This window comes from Acinetobacter sp., from assembly GCF_045628685.1.
Classification (GTDB): Bacteria; Pseudomonadota; Gammaproteobacteria; order Pseudomonadales; family Moraxellaceae; genus Acinetobacter.
Genome location: NZ_JAZQPV010000078.1, coordinates 1 through 19,100 on the forward strand (window position 1 = coordinate 1; position 19,100 = coordinate 19,100).

The 19,100-nt window shown below is 38.0% G+C and carries 17 protein-coding genes and 1 pseudogene; 6 read left to right on the forward strand and 12 right to left on the reverse strand.

Features of this window, described 5'->3' with window-relative positions; translation table 11 throughout:
* Together ACKI4H_RS10650 and ACKI4H_RS10655 are read left to right on the forward strand one after the other, a co-directional pair.
* Positions 1–835, forward strand: a pseudogene (locus tag ACKI4H_RS10650) (restriction endonuclease subunit R); the annotation flags it as partial.
* 99 nt (positions 836–934) lie between these two features.
* Positions 935–1,975, forward strand: a complete 1,041-nt coding sequence (locus ACKI4H_RS10655) for an IS481 family transposase (protein ID WP_407305569.1) — start codon at positions 935–937, stop codon at positions 1,973–1,975.
* 667 nt (positions 1,976–2,642) lie between these two features.
* Here the strand turns inward: ACKI4H_RS10655 and ACKI4H_RS10660 are convergent.
* Positions 2,643–3,248 carry a hypothetical protein gene (locus ACKI4H_RS10660; RefSeq protein WP_407305570.1) on the reverse strand — a complete coding sequence of 202 codons (606 nt, stop codon included), beginning with the start codon at positions 3,246–3,248 and terminating at the stop codon, positions 2,643–2,645.
* Between the two features lie 391 nt (positions 3,249–3,639).
* On the opposite strand from ACKI4H_RS10660, the gene ACKI4H_RS10665 reads away from it, so the two are divergent.
* The gene (locus tag ACKI4H_RS10665; protein ID WP_407305571.1) at positions 3,640–4,431 is read left to right on the forward strand and encodes a phytanoyl-CoA dioxygenase family protein; all 792 of its coding nucleotides are present in this window, start codon (positions 3,640–3,642) and stop codon (positions 4,429–4,431) included.
* A 154-nt stretch (positions 4,432–4,585) separates the two neighbouring features.
* Here the strand turns inward: ACKI4H_RS10665 and ACKI4H_RS10670 are convergent, their stop codons facing one another.
* Positions 4,586–5,701, reverse strand: a complete 1,116-nt coding sequence (locus ACKI4H_RS10670; RefSeq protein ID WP_407305572.1) for an S-(hydroxymethyl)glutathione dehydrogenase/class III alcohol dehydrogenase — start codon at positions 5,699–5,701, stop codon at positions 4,586–4,588.
* 314 nt (positions 5,702–6,015) lie between these two features.
* Here ACKI4H_RS10670 and ACKI4H_RS10675 point away from each other — a divergent pair, with 314 nt between their 5' ends.
* Both ACKI4H_RS10675 and ACKI4H_RS10680 read left to right on the forward strand, forming a co-directional pair.
* Complete coding sequence (locus ACKI4H_RS10675) at positions 6,016–7,290, forward strand: flavin-containing monooxygenase (protein ID WP_407305574.1); 1,275 nt, start codon at positions 6,016–6,018, stop codon at positions 7,288–7,290.
* Positions 7,291–7,383: 93 nt separating this feature from the next.
* Positions 7,384–8,379 (forward strand): TauD/TfdA family dioxygenase, encoded by a 996-nt coding sequence (locus ACKI4H_RS10680; RefSeq protein ID WP_407305576.1) that lies wholly within the window; start codon positions 7,384–7,386, stop codon positions 8,377–8,379.
* 166 nt (positions 8,380–8,545) lie between these two features.
* Here the strand turns inward: ACKI4H_RS10680 and ACKI4H_RS10685 are convergent, their stop codons facing one another.
* Both ACKI4H_RS10685 and ACKI4H_RS10690 read right to left on the reverse strand, forming a co-directional pair.
* Positions 8,546–9,718: a hypothetical protein gene (locus tag ACKI4H_RS10685; protein WP_407305578.1), complete on the reverse strand. Its 1,173-nt coding sequence runs from the start codon at positions 9,716–9,718 to the stop codon at positions 8,546–8,548.
* A 60-nt stretch (positions 9,719–9,778) separates the two neighbouring features.
* Entirely contained in the window at positions 9,779–10,627 is an 849-nt protein-coding gene (locus ACKI4H_RS10690; RefSeq protein ID WP_407305580.1) for an ABC transporter substrate-binding protein, read from the reverse strand.
* A 163-nt stretch (positions 10,628–10,790) separates the two neighbouring features.
* Here ACKI4H_RS10690 and ACKI4H_RS10695 point away from each other — a divergent pair, with 163 nt between their 5' ends.
* Entirely contained in the window at positions 10,791–11,516 is a 726-nt protein-coding gene (locus tag ACKI4H_RS10695; protein WP_407305582.1) for a class II aldolase and adducin N-terminal domain-containing protein, read from the forward strand.
* Between the two features lie 59 nt (positions 11,517–11,575).
* Here the strand turns inward: ACKI4H_RS10695 and ACKI4H_RS10700 are convergent, their stop codons facing one another.
* From ACKI4H_RS10700 to ACKI4H_RS10735, 8 genes are all read right to left on the reverse strand, one after another.
* Positions 11,576–12,445, reverse strand: coding sequence for a phytanoyl-CoA dioxygenase family protein (locus ACKI4H_RS10700; protein ID WP_407305584.1), 870 nt, complete (start codon positions 12,443–12,445; stop codon positions 11,576–11,578).
* Between the two features lie 24 nt (positions 12,446–12,469).
* Positions 12,470–13,312: an ABC transporter substrate-binding protein gene (locus ACKI4H_RS10705; RefSeq protein WP_407305586.1), complete on the reverse strand. Its 843-nt coding sequence runs from the start codon at positions 13,310–13,312 to the stop codon at positions 12,470–12,472.
* Between the two features lie 181 nt (positions 13,313–13,493).
* Positions 13,494–15,005, reverse strand: a complete 1,512-nt coding sequence (locus ACKI4H_RS10710; protein WP_407305588.1) for an amino acid ABC transporter permease/ATP-binding protein — start codon at positions 15,003–15,005, stop codon at positions 13,494–13,496.
* Between the two features lie 252 nt (positions 15,006–15,257).
* A complete protein-coding gene (argE, locus tag ACKI4H_RS10715; protein ID WP_407305590.1) occupies positions 15,258–16,394 on the reverse strand; it encodes an acetylornithine deacetylase in 1,137 nt (378 codons plus the stop codon).
* Between the two features lie 3 nt (positions 16,395–16,397).
* Positions 16,398–17,351, reverse strand: a complete 954-nt coding sequence (locus ACKI4H_RS10720) for a LysR family transcriptional regulator (protein WP_407305592.1) — start codon at positions 17,349–17,351, stop codon at positions 16,398–16,400.
* A 59-nt stretch (positions 17,352–17,410) separates the two neighbouring features.
* Positions 17,411–18,082: a DUF1028 domain-containing protein gene (locus ACKI4H_RS10725; RefSeq protein WP_407305594.1), complete on the reverse strand. Its 672-nt coding sequence runs from the start codon at positions 18,080–18,082 to the stop codon at positions 17,411–17,413.
* 21 nt (positions 18,083–18,103) lie between these two features.
* The gene (locus ACKI4H_RS10730) at positions 18,104–18,517 is read right to left on the reverse strand and encodes a RidA family protein (RefSeq protein ID WP_407305596.1); all 414 of its coding nucleotides are present in this window, start codon (positions 18,515–18,517) and stop codon (positions 18,104–18,106) included.
* Positions 18,518–18,719: 202 nt separating this feature from the next.
* A complete protein-coding gene (locus ACKI4H_RS10735; protein WP_407305598.1) occupies positions 18,720–19,022 on the reverse strand; it encodes a transposase family protein in 303 nt (100 codons plus the stop codon).
* Between the last annotated feature and the right edge of the window lie 78 nt (positions 19,023–19,100).

The following is a 19,100-nucleotide window of genomic DNA, read 5'->3' on the forward strand; positions in this document are numbered from 1 at the left end:
TGATTATTGTAAAAATTTCGAATATTTCGAAATTAATCCCAAAGGTGCAATAGGTAGTACCGTAGAGCCAATTGGACAACGTCTGTTTAAAGCTCGTCTAAATATTATGAGTCTGTTGAATGCCCCAGACTACAAACAAAAGAATCAACTCAATGAACAGCAAACACAAGAATTAAAAGCAGTTCAAACTGGATTATGTGAGGGCTTACGAGCTGAAGTAGCAGCAATGAATAAGGATAACTTCATTGTCAAAACTGAGCTTGAGCATGTTGAAAAATTTAAAACTGCTGAAGCCTGGGAAAGCCTTGATGATCTTGCAATGGGAACATTGCGAGAACATATTTCTAGATTGCCGAATGAGTTACCTAAAGAAACCATTGAAGCGAAATTATTCGACATGCTCTGCTATAACCTTGAATTGGCTGTATTAGAAAAAAATTCCAAAGCCTTAGACGCTTATGCTAATCGAGTCATTCAAATTGCTGCACAACTAGAATCAAAGTCGAATATTCCTGTCGTTGCACCTCATCTTGCGCTGATCCAGGATATTCAGTCACAAGATTATTGGGTGGACATTACGCTTCCAATTTTAGAATCAATGCGTAAACGAATCAGAGGGTTGGTCAAACTCATAGAGAAAACATCGTCTACTGTAGTCTATACCATGCTTGAAGATGAGTTAGGTACTGCCACAATGGTAAATATTCCGATTGTTGCCAGTGGCGTGAATATTGCCCAGTATCGTAAACGCGTAGAAAGCTTTATTAAGGCCAATGAAAATCATATTACCATTGCTAAATTAAAGAAGGGATTACAGCTTACACCAACTGATTTGTATTAGTTCAGACTTGATCGTACATTCTTCTTGAAAAAGAGAAAGTTACCCGTTTTGATAAAGGTGTCGAAATCTCAATCAAACAAAGGTAACTTTCTTATGTTGCATACTAACAATCAAATCATCAAACACAAAGTAGGCTTACTCAATTTAGCCGAAGAACTTCAAAATGTGTCCAGAGCATGCAAAGTGATGGGTGTCTCCAGAGATACTTTCTATCGCTATCAGGAGTTAGTGCAGTCTGGTGAAATTGATGCACTGATCAATAAGTCCCGTCGAGTACCAAATCTAAAAAACCGTGTAGATGATGCTACAGAGCAGGCGGTCATTGATTTCGCAATTCAGTATCCAGCTTATGGTCAGCATCGTACCAGTAATGAATTACGCAAGAAGGGTGTATTTGTTTCAGGGAGTGGTGTTCGCTCTATCTGGCTCCGCCATGATTTGGAGAACTTTAAGAAGCGTTTAAAAGCACTCGAAGCTAAAGTGGCACAGGATGGTATCGAACTCAATGATCATCAGATTGCTGCACTTGAGCGTAAACATGAAGATGATGTGGCATGTGGTGAAATCGAAACAGCTCATCCAGGCTATTTAGGTGCGCAAGATACCTTTTATGTCGGGAATCTCAAGGGTGTTGGACGGATCTACCAGCAAACCTTTATCGATACTTATAGCAAGGTCGTTCATTGCAAGCTCTATACAACCAAAACACCAATTACAGCGGCTGATTTGCTCAATGATCGTGTATTACCTTTCTATCAATCCCAGGATTTACCAATGCTTCGCATTCTTACAGACAGAGGAACCGAGTATTGCGGCAAAGTGGAACAACATGACTATGAGTTGTATCTAGCCCTCAATGATATTGATCACACGAAGACAAAAGCAGCTTCACCACAAACGAATGGGATCTGTGAACGCTTCCATAAAACAATACTGCAGGAGTTTTATCAAATTACCTTTAGGAAAAAGCTTTATAGCTCGTTGGAAGAATTACAAGTTGATCTAGACGATTGGCTGAAATTCTATAATACTGAACGGACTCATCAAGGAAAAATGTGCTGTGGTCGTACACCATTTGAAACTTTACTTGATGGAAAACGAATTTGGGCTGAGAAGAATTTAGCTCAAATTTAACCTGACAGGCATAATAAAAAAATGGGTAACTGTCAGATCAGGTTTGAGCTAGTACAAATCAGTCCTTAGAATCCGCCTAACTTGGAGTCCAACTTTTGGGGGTCAGATCATCCTGTCGGGGTTTTTCGTATTGGTTCGCTCGGTATAACTCCTGTCGTACCTTACAGTTCCTGTGCGTATCCTATGTTCTTATTATTGTGTGGAACTTCCTGTTCCTCATGAATCAATAATAGGTAAATTCAACTATCTCGCATAGACGCAAAGGACCGGAATTGACGTAAGCAAATGCGTACAACATTGTCTAAAAATTGTCCCCGATTTATCCGCAGAAATTGGGGGATATTTCCTGCACTGGGAAGGCCGGGAACATTGAAAAAAGTTTCATTTTGACTGAAAAGTAATCAATTTTATTGGCGGAATATATCAAAACTGTTTTAAAAAAAGCCGACTTGCTTCTAAGCAGGTTTTTGGAGTTTTTATTTTAGACTAACATTCTGATATTAAATAATTATTTCAATTGAATTTCTTATAAGCACCATTATGTTAAATGGGAGATATATGACATAATTTTTTTCTTAAATCTTTGTAGTATAAATAGAATTTATTTTATTTTTATGTTCTTCACGGTTAATTAACCATGTAATAAGTAAACCCGGAACCAAGAAACCTAAAAAACGAGTACACCATGAATTAAAGATGCAGCAGGCTCTTGCATTGCGGCAGCATATTTCATTGGCGATAGCCATGGAGAAAGTTGGAAAAAGCTAATAACTAGTAATACTATTGGCCACAGAATAGAAATTTGCTCTTTCTTAAAGTTGAACCAAGCATAAATGATTAATATAAGACTAAAAAAGCCTTCAAATACCCATGAACTAGTACCCCATTTACCCCATAAGCCATAACCCATATGCTCAGTGGCATAAGGATAAAGTGCTAAATCCATGTTATGCATCGGCCAATCAGCTAGCCAATGCGAAAAACAAGCAATTCCTCCTATGAAGGCTACACGCTGATCTTTGATAAAAAATAATGCCCACACCAATGATAAAATCACAGCCATAAGAAGGGAGTGATCCCAATCAATAAATGTTAAATCAAAGAATAAATATGGACCAGCATCCAAGTTGGGAGTGACATGGTCAAGACCCAAAATAATGAGTAATCCATCAATAATGTCGAGAAAACCAACACCAAGCATAAGTGGTAGTGTAGGAATTTTCGGAAACTTTGACTTAATTGCTAAGCCAATCGCTAAATGACCAACATACATAATTCTTTACCTATTAGAGCTCTAGCAGGGATAAGCTATTTTTTATAATTGAATTGATGAATTTATTATTAACATTTTGATTCTTAATTAAAATATGGAAGTACATGCTGCCTAGAGTCATGTTGATAATGTCATCAATAGGGAGATCCTTTTTTCCTACAGGAAGTAATCGTTGAAATGCTTTTGCTATAATGTGAATAGCCACCGATTTTGTAAACCATTTTATTTTGAGTTCATTTATTGCCCAAATTCTTAATTCAAAAAAACAAAATTAGAAGTTTCTAAAGCACATATTTCTTCCTCTCCAAAGTCTCTTTATATTCTTTTTAACATCAAAATTACATGACCTGATGCAGACCTATTCACATACTCATTTTAAGGAGTGGTTGACATGTTGGAAGCTGAACACGAACTTTTTGAACGTGATGGCGTTATCGTCATACGTGGGTTATTCAAAGACTGGATTCCGCTGCTTGAATCTGGTGTAAATGCCAATGAACAAGACCCAGGGCAATGGTTTCGCGATTACACACCAGAACAAATTCAAGGTAGATTTTGGGCAGATTATTGCAATTGGCAACGCATTGAGGCTTTCAATAAATTTGTAAAAGAAAGTCCTGCGGCTGAAATCGTAAAATCAATTATGGGATCAAATTCGGTACGAATGTTTCATGAACACGTACTGGTAAAAGGAATAGGTTCAGCCAAAGTGACACCTTGGCATCATGATGCACCTTACTATCCTGTAGATGCAAAGCAAACTTTAAGTCTATGGATTCCTCTCGACCCAATATCTCGTGAATCCGCAATTGAGTTTGTGGCGGGTTCACATAAATGGGGGAAACATTTCAAAGCGCAAGGTTTTAATGGCGAATATTACGATCATGGCAGTGCTAAAGAAGAAATCTTACCCGATATCGATAATCATCGAGAGGATTACAATATTTTAGGATGGGAACTTGAACCTGGCGATGCCATTGCATTTAACTATTTAACTATTCATGGCGCACCGGGGAATCTCTCTAAAGAACATTCGCGTCGTGCCGTATCTTTCCGGTGGTTAGGTGATGAAGCTGTTTATGTGAATCGTGGTGGGAAAACATCTCCGCAATATCCACATTTAATTGATGTTCTTTCTACAGGCGATCCATTGCCTGTAGACGAATTTCCTTTCGTCGCTTAGTTTAAAATATTTAAAGCAAATCCTTCTCCATTTTGCTTTTACCAATGTTCTCCTATTGGAACATTGGTTTTTTATGCCTGATTAATGCCCATCAAATTTAAATTTTTATATAAAAAAGCCCCGACTATGCAGGACTTTTATCTCTTGAAGATGTTTAATCTTTGAAGTTAATTACAGTACGAATCGATTTACCTTCATACATTAAATTAAAAGCTTCATTAATTTGGTTTAAACTCATCGTATGTGTCACAAAAGGTTCTAGTTGAATCTCACCTTTCATTGCATCTTCAACCATTCCTGGTAATTGTGTACGCCCTTTAACACCGCCAAACGCTGTTCCTTTCCATGTACGTCCTGTCACCAGTTGGAATGGACGCGTTGAAATTTCTTGGCCTGCACCTGCAACACCAATAATGATTGATTGTCCCCATCCTCGGTGAGTACACTCAAGAGCAGAACGCATCACGTTGATATTACCAATACATTCAAATGAATGATCGACACCCCAGCCTGTCATTTCCACAATCACTTCTTGTACAGGCTTGTCATAATCTTTTGGATTTACAAAATCAGTTGCACCAAATTCTTCGGCAAGTTTGAATTTCTCTGGGTTTGTATCTACAACAATAATTCGTCCTGCTTTGGCCTGACGTGCACCTTGAACAACGGCAAGCCCAATTCCGCCTAAACCAAATACGGCAACGGAATCCCCCTGTTGTACTTTTGCTGTGTTATGTACTGCTCCAATGCCGGTGGTTACGCCACATCCCAATAAACATACATGTTCAGGATTCGCTTCAGGGCTTACTTTCGCCAAAGAAACCTCCGCCACAACGGTATATTCAGAAAATGTTGAACATCCCATATAGTGATAAATCGGTTCGCCATTGTATGAAAAACGAGTTGTTCCATCAGGCATCACACCCTTGCCCTGTGTGGCACGAACCGAAACACATAAATTGGTTTTACCCGATTTGCAGAATAAACACTCGCCACATTCAGCAGTATAAAGAGGGATCACATGGTCACCTGGCGCAACACTTGTTACGCCCTCACCCACTTGCACTACAATTCCCGCACCTTCATGTCCTAATACAGCAGGAAAAATTCCTTCGGGATCAGATCCGGAAAGTGTAAAAGCATCCGTATGGCAGACCCCTGTATGGGTAATTTTAACCAGTACTTCGCCTGCCCGTGGTGGTTCAACATCCAGCTCGACAATTTGTAATGGCTGACCTGGCGCAAATGCTACTGCTGCACGTGATTTCATGTATTACCCTTATATAAAATAATTTATTGGTCGTATTTTTAAGTCGGAATACCCAAATTCAAAGTTAAAAACACAACAAACAATAAATTTTTAATCAAAAAAATATCTTCACTTTTATATGAACTTCAGGTGGCTTAAGCAATTCGGTTTTTTTGATTCATACGTTCTGCTTATATTATTTTCGCTATTCAACAGAGCTACTTATATTGAATCCATCGAAACAGATTTTTAATTTTGAAGTTTAAATATTTCAAAAATAAAAAAGATAAAACAGCGAACTGATACAGCGCGCTTTGGCTAGAAGGATATATAAGATGAAATTCAATAATTTAAATGTCGAAACTGTGGTGGTGGGTGCAGGTCAAGCAGGCGTTGCAATGAGTGAACATTTAACTATTTTGGGCATTTCACATGTTGTACTTGAAAAAAATCGTATTGCCGAAGCTTGGCGCACACGTCGTTGGGATTCTTTAGTTGCCAATGGACCATGCTGGCACGATTGCTTTCCCAATATGCAATTTGATGCGGATCCTGATAGCTTTGTACATCACGACAAAGTGGCTGATTATTTTGAAAAATATGCAGAAAAATTCAACTTACCGATCCATACAGGGGTATCGGTCAATAAAGCTTATAAATCTGAAAACCGCTTAGGCTTCACCGTTGAAACATCTGAAGGAACCATTTACACACAACGTATTGTTTCCGCGACAGGCGCATTCCAAAAAGCAGTGATTCCACCTGTTGCAGCGAAAGATCCATCTTTTTATCAAATTCATTCAGATCAATATAAAAATCCGCAACAACTACCTGAAGGTGCAGTTTTGGTGATTGGTGCAGGTTCATCGGGCGTACAAATTGCCGATGAAATTAACCGCTCAGGCAAAAAAGTGTATTTATCTGTCGGTCAACATGAGCGTCCACCACGTAGCTATCGTAATCGTGACAACGTTTGGTGGTTGGGGGTTTTAGGTGGATGGGACTTTATGCGTACTGACAATGGTCCATTAAAAGGTTTAGCTGTAAGTGGTGCGCATGGCGGTATTAATATTGATTTCCGTGCACTTGAAAAACAAGGGATTACTTTAGTCGGCATGACTGAATCTTTTGAAAATGACACCATCAAATTCAAAAATGATTTAAAGAAAAATTTGGAAGATGGTGATGCTGTACTGATGGCATTTTATGATGAAGCAGATGCTTATGTGGCTAAAAATGGCTTAGATTTACCTGCTGAACCGCAAGCTAGACATCAATTACCAAACCCTGAATGTGTGACCAATCCAATTTTAGAATTAGATATGGCAGAAGCAAATATCACGTCTGTAATTTGGGCATCTGGCTTTAGCTATGACTTTAGCTGGTTACAGGTGAATGCTTTTGATGAATTTAATAAACCTAAACACAAACAAGGTATTTCACCTGAACGTGGGGTTTATTTCTTAGGTTTACCTTATTTAACAGGTCGTGGTTCAAGCTTTATTTGGGGCGTTTGGCACGATGCAAAACATATTGCCGAGCATATCGATATTCAACGTAAATATCTTGAATATCAAACAGACAAGAACCTACTTAAAAATTCTGCCTAAATCTTAAATTAAACATGCACATATTTTCTTTTAGTTGATATGTGCATTTTTGTTTATTGCAACCACAAACATTAATTCATAAGGGGTGGGAAAATGATGAAAACCATTTTAAAAGAGCAAATTACCGATAAATGTGCATGGATTGGGCAAGAAATTGCGGATAAAACAGATTGGATTTATCACCTTTCTCCGCACATGCTGACTGTTTTAAATAGTGCTTTAAAAAAGCTAAAAGAAAAAAATCTGGTTGCACCTCATTTTGTTAAAACCGATGCACTGATTGAAGATGAAAAATTTCTAGAACAAATTGAATATATTTCAAATGAACTCGAAAATGGCTATGGCTTTATTGTCATTCGTGGCTTAGATGCAGAAAAATACAATGAAACTCAACTTGCCAATATCTATTACCTCTTTGGCCTACATATGGGCAATGCAGTGACCCAAAATGCTCGCGGTGACTTATTAGGCTATGTCGAAAATGTCGGTGACAAAACCCAAAAAATGACGCGTGTTTATGAAACTAACGCATATCTTCCTTATCATGCAGATCTGAGTGACATTGTTGGTCTACTGTCCATTCGTAAAGCGAAGCAAGGTGGATTAAGTAGCATTGTCAGTTCATCAACCGTGTATAACCGAATTCTTGAGCACTATCCTGAATATCTTGGTTATTTCTACCACCCTGCTTGGTATGACCATTTAGGCGAAGTTGAACCTTCACTCTCTCCTATTTTTAGTTATTATGATGGCAAGCTCGCATGTCGCTATTTACGTCATTATATTGAATTGGGTCATGATCGTAGAAAGGTTCCTTTATCTCAAGTTCAAACCGATGCACTCAATATTTTTGATTCGATCAGCCACGATCCTCGTCTTCGCCTCGATATGATGCTGGAACCCGGTGATATTCAATTTTGTAATAATTATTGTGTGATGCACTCACGTTCTTCTTTTGAAGATTATGAGGAAGTCGAAAAACGTCGTAAATTGCTGCGTTTATGGCTACAAATGCCAAATGCACGACAGCTCGCCAAAGACTTCCCAGGGCGTAATGGCATCCCTAAAGGCTTAGGTGAAGCAGCATAAATAGTCATGATGAATCAAAGAGGCTTGGTAGCCTCTTTTTTTTAGTCGCGCTTTTTCATTTTTGGCATCAAAGTAAAAACAGAAAAATCTCATTTAAAAAATTAAACCATAAAAAACACCGTATAAATTTTTACGGTGCTGTATGGATGTTTAAAGTTTGAGTGATTTAAAACAGATAAGAAACCTGTAGATTTAGCATCTGTTCACTCTTGTCTGCGCTACCTTTCGCATATGAATCGTTTGGTCCACCAATCAGGAAGTCGTTTTTACCCATGATGTAGTCTGCGACAAACATAAGGTTATTGTAATAAGCAGTCACACCCACAATATTACGGGTTGAATCTTTATAGCCACTTTCTGACTTCGCATAGTTGCTGTACATGAAATGCGGTTCAATTTCACTGAATTTTCCGACATTTTTAAATGAATAAGCAAGGTCTAAGATATAGAACATGCCCTCGTTAGCAACCATGAAATTATCATCAAAGGAGCCCATTAACGATGCTTGAGGCGTTATTGGATCAGCATTGTCTACTTCATTTTTACCCAAAGTCGTGGTCACAGCTAAATTGTTATAATGAAGATTGCCAAATAATGCCCATGCCTGACGATCACCTGTGGTACCTAAGGTTTTATTGTCGATATCTGAAGACCAATACGATGCACCCACACCACTTGAAATACCTTCAGGCAAACCGCTTAATTCTTGCTGAACACGTACAATGAACATATCGGTTTCATCAAGATAGGTCTGAGATGAATCCTCAGGTTTGACAAAATTGGTTGTATAACGGCTTGCATCTTCAGAATAAGGCCCAGAATAACTACCGCCATCACCTGTGAAATAACCCAATTCAAGTTTTGTGCCTGTATCAAATTTGCCTTGGTATTTAAGGCCAACATTATGCACATCCTCTAAACCAATTTGAGTGACGACCCCACCATAATAATTACTTTCCCAAAAACGGCCTGGACCAAAAGGCACCGCCTGCAAACCTGCTTGTAGAAGGTGTTTATCGTTAATGTTATAACCTACATAGCCATCAACCAAAGTGGAAAAATCACATAGTTTATTGAACTGATAACAGCGATACTCCACATGACCAAACAACTTAGGGGATTTATAATCTAGGTTAATTCGAGCAGCATCAAAAGTGAGTTTGTGATCGTTTTCAGACCAACTTTTATCTTGATATTTTGCTCTTAAAAAACCAGAAAGCGTTAAAGCTCCTAAATCTGTTTTTGCATCCCCAAGGGTTAAATCTGCTGCAACTGCTGGAGTCCCCATATACCCAATAACCATGAGTGAAATACAGTAATTCAAAGCTTTCTTTTGCATATTTAAAATCTCAGCTAATGTATTAATATAAAAAGTGTTGTAAAAAGAATTGGATTTAAATTACTTCGGCATATATTTTTTGATTTCTTCATCTGTTGGCGCTTGTAATTTGTACTTAGCCAATAGTTGATCGTATTCCCCCGATTTTTTGATGGCATCTAAACCACTTTTAACTTTGTTCAACATGTCTGTATCCCCTTTAGGCACTGCGATACCGCCTAAAATTGGGAAGAATGGCTCTGTCGAACTAATCACAATACGTCCCTTCAGCTTCTCAACTGTACTTTGAGCAACGCTGGCATCGTCGTATTGTGCATCTACAGCTTTTGCGAGAAGGGCTTGAACGGATTCCGGTGAAGTGACAAATTCACGAATAGTAATAGGTGCTTTGCCTTTTGAAACACAGCTTTCCTCAGACATTTGGCGCAGTTGTTCGGGGAACATGGAGCCCTTTTGTGAAGCAATGGTTTTGCCGCAAAGATCGTTACGTGTTTTTGGCTGATAATCTGAGCCAGCCAGTGCAATAAGCGCTTCAGTGGTCATGTAATAAGGCACCATGTCGACTTTTTCCAGGCGCTCTTTAGTGATGTATAAAGCAGACATCAATAAATCAAATTTTTTGGCTTCAAGACCTGTGACTAGATTTGAGAATCGGCTATCGACAAAGTTTGCTTTTTCACCGGATTGTACAAATATTAGATTGGCAATATCGACATCAAAACCAACGGGCTTGTCATTTTCAAGATATTCAAATGGGGGAAAGGTAATGTCACTGCCGATTTGATAGACTTTTGCAGAGGTTTCAACTTTAGCCTCTTCTGTTGGTGCTGTTTTTTCGCTACAAGCAGTCAATCCCCAAACCAGACAAACAGCTGCAACAAGTGGTTTTACTTTCAAAATTAAACTCATATTTTCACCTTTGAACATGATTTTTAATTGCTTTAAAAATGTTATACGTGAGTTTTTTTCATAAAGTAATTTTGAATTTCCTTGCCACTACTCCAAAAAAAACGATGCAACCTACACACAGAAAAATAATAGAATTTTCATATACTTCAATCTGAGAAAGCATATGAAAACAGAGTCAGAAATACGCATAGATTTAGCTGCCGCGCTTCGTTTAAGTGCAAAATTAGGCATGCATGAAGCCGTCGCAAATCACTTTAGTGCAGCTGTGTCACAAGATGGAAAATCTTTCTTAATGAACCCCAAATGGGTGCATTTTTCTAAGGTCAAAGCCAGTGATTTGATCTTGGTGCATGCGGATGATGCTGAAAGTTTTGAGAAAGGAAAGATTGATTCGACTGCTTGGGCGATTCATGGACAAATTCATAAATTACGCCCTGACATTAAAGTCATTATGCACTTACATCCAATCTATACGACGGCACTCTCCTGCCTGAAAAATCCAACCTTGCTTCCGATTGAACAAAATAGCGCACGTTACTTTAACCGTGTTTCGTATGATTCGAATTACAGTGGTATGGCGGATCAAGTCGCAGAAGGACAACGTCTTGCAAATTTATTGAAAGACAATACCCGCTTACTGATGGGAAATCATGGTGTACTGATTGCATCTCACGATATTGGCCTTGCTTTTGATGATATGTATACCTTTGAACGTTCGAGTCAAATCCTGATTCATGCTTATTCAACCGGTCAAACGCTCAATATCTTGAATGATGACGTTGCGGAAAAAACGGCTAAAGATTGGGAAAAAATAGAAGATTTCAGTATCGCGCATTTTGCAGAAATGAAATCTATATTAACGGCTGAAGATCCGAGCTTTATGGACTAAAAACTTAGGCATAAAAAAAGCTTCAAATGAAGCTTTTTTTATTGTTCTTTATATTGTGTTCAAGCAACTTCAAGACCCGCTTGTTGCACAAAAAATGATGCACCCTTTGGTTTTTGAGGCAGTTTTAACTGGTTGGCACTCATACGGACTTGGCCACTTTCTTGCCCGTATACCAATTGGCCTTGGTGCACGCTTGGTAATGGATTATCAGATAATGGAACAGCATCTTCAGCAGCGTAAACCGTAATAAATAAATAACGTGGTAGTTCAGTATTGTTCGCACCAGATGCATGAAGCAAACGTGTATGCATGAAGCAAACTGAACCTGCAGGACCAATGCAAGATACATAGTTTTGACAATGTTCTGCTTCAACAGCATCTTCGACCTTGCCTGTGAAACGGCCATCCTGCCAGTGATTGAATAATTCCCCTTTATGGCTGCCTGGAATGACCTGTAAAGGACCATTGTCTTGTGTGACGTCACCCACCATTAATAACGCTGTAATCATGTCATCATTGGTATGCGGGGTAAATGGGAAATCTTGATGCCATTTCACGGTGGTAGCCGTATGCGGCAGCTTGGCATTCACTTTACTATGATGAAAACGAGTACCACTCCCTCCAATCAATTTACCCGCCATTTCAGCCATGCTTGAATGAATAGCTGTCTCAAAATATACATCTGAAATTTCAGTCGGAGAGCTTACTCGTCTTAAAGCAGGATGGTCCGCACCGTGATCTGCTGGATCCACATCGAAACGGGAACGTCCATCAATGGTTTCACCATAAGCTTCCGTATATTCACGACTTTCATCTACCCACGTTTCAAGTTGCTGACGTAAACTTAGTAATTCATTTTGACTTAGAACATTTTCAACCACCAAATAACCATCACGATGAAATTGATCAATTTGCTCTTGTTTCAACATTTTAGCTCTCCTTAATCCCTAAAATTATTTATTCATTACTGCTGCAATATCTTCTTCAGTGGGTGCTTTCAAGCCATAAGCACTGAGAATTTTTTCATAATCACCAGAAGCCTTAATTTTGTTAAGACCTTCTTCAACAAGTTTGTATGTCGCTGTATCACCTTTACGAATACCGATACCGCCAACAATTGGGAAGAATTGTTCTGTGGAGGTAATTTTGACTTTATCGGGTAAATTTTTAACTGCAGCTGTCATCACAGCGGCATCGTCATATTGAATATCAACAGCATGAGCCAATAAAGCTTGGGTTGTTTGAGGTGATGTTTCAAATTCACGAATTGTTATTTCTTTCTTGCCTTGATCTACACAACGCTCTTTTGAAATCTCATGAACTTGAACTGAGAATGCCGTACCTTTCATCGCTCCGACTACTTTTCCACATAGATCATTCGGACCTTTTGGAGCCAGATCTGCATCATGACGTACCAAGAGTGAAATATCCGTCTTGTAGTAAGGAATCATGTCAATTTGTTCAAGTCGCTCTTTGGTGATGTACATGGATGAAAATAAAATATCGAATTTATTACCTTTTAGACCTGGAATTAAATTTGCCCAACGCGTGTCTACCCATTCAGGTTTATAACTACCATCCACTTCAGCAATTTTTTCCATAATTTCTACACTGACACCACTCGGCTGACCATCAAGCAAATATTCATAAGGAGGGAAAGTTAAATCCGAACCTACTGTTACAGATTTCTTTGCTGACGTTTCAGCTTGAGTGGTTTCAGTTTCAACTTTTTTCGCACATGCGGTTAAAAATAAACTACTAATAAGTGCACTTACTAAGATCGATTTTCTTTTCACTATTTTCCCCAACCCTTAAGTTTCATTTATTGTGTTATTAAAATATAGATGAAAAATACTCATAATCCGATTAGGATTTTTTTATGCATGGCTTTATAAAAATAAAATTTTACAAAAGCAGATAATTAAAAATAAAAAAGCAGTCATAATCTGACTGCTTAATATCTTCAAATTTTATAAATTATGCCGCCTTAGAAATAAATTTTTCTAATCGCTCATTTCCAGATTGCTGTAATACTTCTGGGGTATCATTTAGAACAATATGACCGTTTTCCATAAATACCACACGATCAGACACTTTAAATGCAAAGTGCATTTCATGCGTTACAATAATCATGGTTAAGCCTTCATTCGCCAGCTCTTCAATCACTTTTAAAACTTCATTCACAAGCTCTGGATCAAGTGCAGAAGTTGGCTCATCAAATAAGATAATCGATGGTTGCATTGCAAGGGCGCGGGCAATTGCAATACGTTGCTGTTGACCACCTGACAGTTGATGCGGATACTTATTTGCGTGTTGCTTCATCCCCACTTTTTCAAGCATTGCCAAAGCAGTAATCTTATTATTAAGTACTGTCCCCATCTTATGATAAAGCGGAGCAAGCATGACATTTTCTAAAATGGTTTTATGAGGAAATAAGTTGAAGCTTTGGAATACCATCCCGACATGAACAATTTGTTTTTTATACTCAGGTGCATTTTCAGTGATTTCTTGATCCTTTAAGAACGGTTGACCAAGTAAATTGACTGTGCCCTGATTTAAAGTTTCTAAACCATTCAGAGTGCGAATAAAAGTCGTTTTTCCAGACCCTGATGGACCAATGATTGAAATCACCTCCCCCCATTTCACATTTAAATTAATGCCTTTTAGAACTTCTTGATTACCATATGATTTATGAATATTGATCGCTTCAAGTGCATATTCACCTACACGTTCAGAAGTAATATCTTTACGGGCACGAATTGACGCTTTTGGAAGTTGCAGTAATGGGTCACTTTCAGCCAATAAACCTGGTTTACGCAAAGTAATGTCAATACGACGTTCGAACCAACCAATGAGCCAGCCAAATACAGTCACGATCAATACATAGTAGAAAGCAACAGCAAGCATTGTTTCCATGACAAGGAAGTTTTGTGTATACAGACGCTGACCGACTAGCAGAATTTCAGTTAATGAAATGACTGACACCAATGATGTCAATTTCACAATCGAAACGTATTCATTTCCCAATGCTGGAAGCGCTACACGGAAAGCTTGTGGCACGATGATTAAACGCTGAATACCTGAATATTTGATGCCCAGTGCTTTGCCTGCTTCAATTTGCCCTTTATGAATTGCAGTCAAACCACCACGATGAATCTCAGCGATATAAGCGGCTTCACTCAATGTCATGGCAATTAAACCTGCAATAAATGGAGATGCCAGCACAACACTGGCTGCAGGGAAAATTTGCGGAAGATTATAAACAAATACCAAAAGTACCAATAATGGCAAACTTCTGAAAAACCAAATATAAATATCACTAGACCATGACAAAGCTTTAAATTTGGACTGCTTTCCTAAAGCAAGTAAAAAGCCTAAAGCAATACCGACGATCCAAACTAAAACACTTAGTTCAATGACTGTCCATGTTGCAACCCAAAAGCTTTTATGCGAAAACAAACTGAATGTATATGCCCAATTAAAATCCATTCAAAACCCCATTTACATGATTCTTTTCTATTACCTTTGTTATATCGGAATTTATGTAAATAAGTAATTTTGAAAAATTGATTCATTAATAAGGTTTTTTAAAATCAATAAAAAAGACCAATATAATAATTGACCTTTAATTTTATAATAAATAAAATAGATTAAATTAATGTATTAAAAAAAACAAAAAATAATTAATTTTAATATTTATACACAAATAAAATTCAATATTCAATAATAATTTAAAATAAATTATTCACTCAAACTCATTAATAACTTTTCTAAGAAAATATCACATTGCTTCATTTGATCAATTTCAACAAATTCATTTGGCTTATGTGCCACCGCAATATTCCCTGGTCCACATACCACTACAGGACAATTTAACGCACCTTGAAATAGCCCACCTTCAGTTCCAAATGAAATATTACCAATAGCGGTTTCATCAGGAAGTAACTTTTGAATGAATTTGACTGCTTCAATTGTTGTCGATGTTTTTAAACCCGGATATTGGTTCACCTCTTCGACATCAATATGCTTTTTAAAATCATCTTTAATATTCTCAATGATCTGCTTCTGAACATTTGCGCTACTGTCTTGCGCTAAATGACGAATTTCATAATCGACCACACACTTATTCGGAACAATATTTAAGGCTGTTCCACCTGTAATTTTTCCAACATGTACTGTTGTATAAGGAATATCGTAACCCTGATCTTGATGCCCTTTCTCACGTAAATGTTGCTGAACATTTTGCAGAGATTCAACCAGTTTACTCGCAACATGAATAGCATTTACATAATTAGGTGCTAAAGCTGAATGCCCTTCTTCTCCACAACATTGCGCACGAAATACAGTTTTGCCTTTATGCGCTAATGCGAGTTGCATCATGGTCGGTTCACCAATCACACATATAATGGGGGAAATCAACGTTGATGCCAATTGATCAAGAATTCCACGCACCCCAATACAACCGATCTCTTCATCATAAGAAATACACAAATGCAAAGGTCTTTTCAGTTCAAGTTGTGATGCTTTGATCATAGTGATCATGGCACAGGCCAAAAAGCCTTTCATATCTGCCGTACCGCGCCCAAATATTTTTGCATCTTTTTGAATAGCTTCAAATGCTGGCGTATCCCATTGCTGACCTTCCACAGGTACAACATCGGAATGTCCTGAAAGCAAAATTCCAGCTTGGTCTAACGGTCCTACACTTGCCAATAAATTCGCTTTGTTTTGTTCAATATTAAAATTAAGTTCGACCTTGATATTATTTTGCTCAAATAAATCTTTAACAAACAGAATAAACTCTAAATTACTTTTATAAGAGGTTGTATCAAATGCTATGAGTTTAGATAAAAGCTCAACACTTTTTAAAGCATGCATAAATTAAACCTCCTCCGCTACACGCTTTATCTTTATGTGAGGGTCAAAGAAATGCGCATCGCCCATTCCAGGTATATATTGATTAGATAGGAACGCTCGACATCGACTAATAAAGGCTTGAGAAACTGTATTTAAACTTGCATTTTTTGCAGTCGCTAAACCAATTTTCATTGGGCGATGCTCACCTGCAATACGCAGCCTAACTAAACGTTTTCCATCAAGCGAATAATTATTTTTTGGGCGAACATTGAGAATAGTATAGCCTAAATTATTAGCGACCATTGAACGTACAACATCGACATGACGTGAGGAGTGTGCAACTTGAGGACTTAATTTATGATTACGAAATAAGGAAATAAAATAATCATTACTAAATGGCATATCCAACAATACCATTGGAAATTCAGCCAATTCCTCAAGTGTTACAGCAACATTTTTTGCTAAAGGGTGTGCTTCGCTCACTAGAACATGCGGTGGTAATACCGCCAAAGATTCAAAATTAACTAAGTCGTGATCAATATTTAAATCATAGGTGAGTACAACATCAAGCTCATTACGTATCAAACTATTTAATAAAACTTGCTGATCATCCTCACATAAATCCAAATTGACATTTTTATAAAGATTGGTAAATCCATGAATAATTTCTGCATAAATCATCGGGGAAAATGCAGTAAAGCATCCTAACCTTAAAGGACCACGAATAGACCCTGAAAAATCTGCCGCTAAAGAATATAAACTACTCGCCTGACTCAGAATAAATTTACATTCCTGCATGACCTTTTCACCAATAGAGGTGACAGACAACCCTTTTGCATGTTGGCGGATGAACAATTGGACTTGGAGTTCGGATTCAATATGCGCAATTGCCGCTGAAATCGACGGAGAAGAAACGTGAATTTTTTCAGAAGCAATGATGATGCTACCGCTTTCAGCAGTAGCAACGAAGTATTGCATTTGACGTAATGAGATTCGGTTAAGCACTGTTGCGTCCTTGTTAAGCGCACAGTGAAGAATTATTCATTACCCGGAACACCATAGCTTGGAGAGCTTGATGGGTTAAGCGCCCGAACAACATAATCTTCAACTTGCGGTTCATAAACTTTCCAAAGTTGATATAAATCTTCAATCGGCGTATCAGACCAATCGACACGTAAATTAATTACGGGCCACTCGATCTTATCTACCACTAAAAGACCTGCTGAATGAACTGGACCAGCTTCGCCACCTGCTGCTAAACCTGCTTTTAAGGCAATAAGTAAACGTTCGGCTAAACTTCCTGAGGCTTGGTGAAATGCATTTACCATCACTTTTGGAATATCTTGATTTGCCAAAAGATTTCCCGCACCAACAGCATGCTCACCAACGCACTCCGAATGAACACCCAACGTATATTTGCCACTAAATGCAGCAGGTCTTTCATCTGAATTGATTACTGTTAGCTGTCGATATTCAATAAAGTCAGTATTTTTGACCAATTCAGCGATAGATTCTTCGGGAGCCAGATCATATTTGGTCATATCTAGCAAAATGTTTGCCAAGTATGGATCTGTTATGTTCTGAGATGTTGCAACACCGACACCCGCTTTCGCTTGAATGCACCGTGCTGCAACAGCTGGAGACGAGGAGCTGATTGCTCCTCCAAATTGCCCCGTTTTATGGCAACGGGCAATGATTGAAAATGTCATAAGCAATTATCCTTATTGTTCTTAATCTGGAATAACTGCTGTTGCATCAATTTCGACCAACCACTCCGGTCGAGCTAATGCAGATACCACAATTCCTGTCGAAACCGGGAATACACCTTTTAGCCATTTACCTACAACACGGTAAACTTCTTCGCGATATCTTGGGTCGATGATATAAATGGTGATTTTGCAGATATCTTCAAGTTCACCACCAGCTTCTGTTAAAAGCATGTTGATGTTATACATGGCTTGCTCTGCTTGGCCTGCTGCATCACCAATACATACACTTTCAGATGTATCTAAGTTTTGTCCAATTTGTCCTCTTAAGAAAACTGTGCTTCCACGAGCAACGACTGCTTGGCATAAATCATTATCTAAACTTTGTTCTGGATAAGTCGCTTTTGTATTAAATGTTCTAATGCGTGTATGTTTCATCTAAGGTGTTCCTCCGTTTGGTACAATCTCAGTATGAATCAACTATTTATTAAGGCAATTTCCCTTTTCCGTGGCATTAATTCAAAATTTCCTTATTAACATGAGAGACTATTTTTCTTTTTTTAATAAATTTAGTATGACCATTTTTTAAATTTATTATGATTTATTCATAATGCTATCTTTAATAGACTTCTTTCATAAATCATTTTTTACTCAGCTCCAGGTTATAGATTCCAGCGATTAAATTGAATCTCAAACCAAGTCTTTTGCCTCTATTTCGATAACGTTCGGCAAGAATCTTGAAGGTTTTCAGCCTGCCAAATACATGCTCAATCCCGATTCTTCTTTTATTGATCTCCTGATTATAGATTTTGAGTTCAGGATCCAGTTTACAGCGTCTTTTGGCTTTTAATGGCAACAGGCTATGGGGATACACAGTATAAATCCCCTGATCGCCTTTATCTGCAAGGATAAAAACTCCTGATGGAACAAGATGCAGGTTTATTTTGAAGTTCTTTTTTTAGCTTTGCCAATTCCGCAAGTGGATCACCAGATTCTATGATTTTAGGCTGTTGAGGATCAT

Bases quoted from the DNA above. Each gene is read 5' to 3' on its own strand.
- ACKI4H_RS10725 (WP_407305594.1), bottom strand. From the start codon at position 18,082: ATGACATTTTCAATCATTGCCCGTTGCCATAAAACGGGGCAATTTGGA.
- ACKI4H_RS10720 (WP_407305592.1), bottom strand. From the start codon at position 17,351: ATGCAATACTTCGTTGCTACTGCTGAAAGCGGTAGCATCATCATTGCT.
- ACKI4H_RS10670 (WP_407305572.1), bottom strand. From the start codon at position 5,701: ATGAAATCACGTGCAGCAGTAGCATTTGCGCCAGGTCAGCCATTACAA.
- ACKI4H_RS10665 (WP_407305571.1), top strand. From the start codon at position 3,640: ATGTTGGAAGCTGAACACGAACTTTTTGAACGTGATGGCGTTATCGTC.
- ACKI4H_RS10655 (WP_407305569.1), top strand. From the start codon at position 935: ATGTTGCATACTAACAATCAAATCATCAAACACAAAGTAGGCTTACTC.
- ACKI4H_RS10730 (WP_407305596.1), bottom strand. From the start codon at position 18,517: ATGAAACATACACGCATTAGAACATTTAATACAAAAGCGACTTATCCA.
- ACKI4H_RS10685 (WP_407305578.1), bottom strand. From the start codon at position 9,718: ATGCAAAAGAAAGCTTTGAATTACTGTATTTCACTCATGGTTATTGGG.
- ACKI4H_RS10700 (WP_407305584.1), bottom strand. From the start codon at position 12,445: ATGTTGAAACAAGAGCAAATTGATCAATTTCATCGTGATGGTTATTTG.
- ACKI4H_RS10680 (WP_407305576.1), top strand. From the start codon at position 7,384: ATGATGAAAACCATTTTAAAAGAGCAAATTACCGATAAATGTGCATGG.
- argE (WP_407305590.1), bottom strand. From the start codon at position 16,394: ATGCATGCTTTAAAAAGTGTTGAGCTTTTATCTAAACTCATAGCATTT.
- ACKI4H_RS10710 (WP_407305588.1), bottom strand. From the start codon at position 15,005: ATGGATTTTAATTGGGCATATACATTCAGTTTGTTTTCGCATAAAAGC.
- ACKI4H_RS10675 (WP_407305574.1), top strand. From the start codon at position 6,016: ATGAAATTCAATAATTTAAATGTCGAAACTGTGGTGGTGGGTGCAGGT.
- ACKI4H_RS10690 (WP_407305580.1), bottom strand. From the start codon at position 10,627: ATGAGTTTAATTTTGAAAGTAAAACCACTTGTTGCAGCTGTTTGTCTG.
- ACKI4H_RS10695 (WP_407305582.1), top strand. From the start codon at position 10,791: ATGAAAACAGAGTCAGAAATACGCATAGATTTAGCTGCCGCGCTTCGT.
- ACKI4H_RS10660 (WP_407305570.1), bottom strand. From the start codon at position 3,248: ATGTATGTTGGTCATTTAGCGATTGGCTTAGCAATTAAGTCAAAGTTT.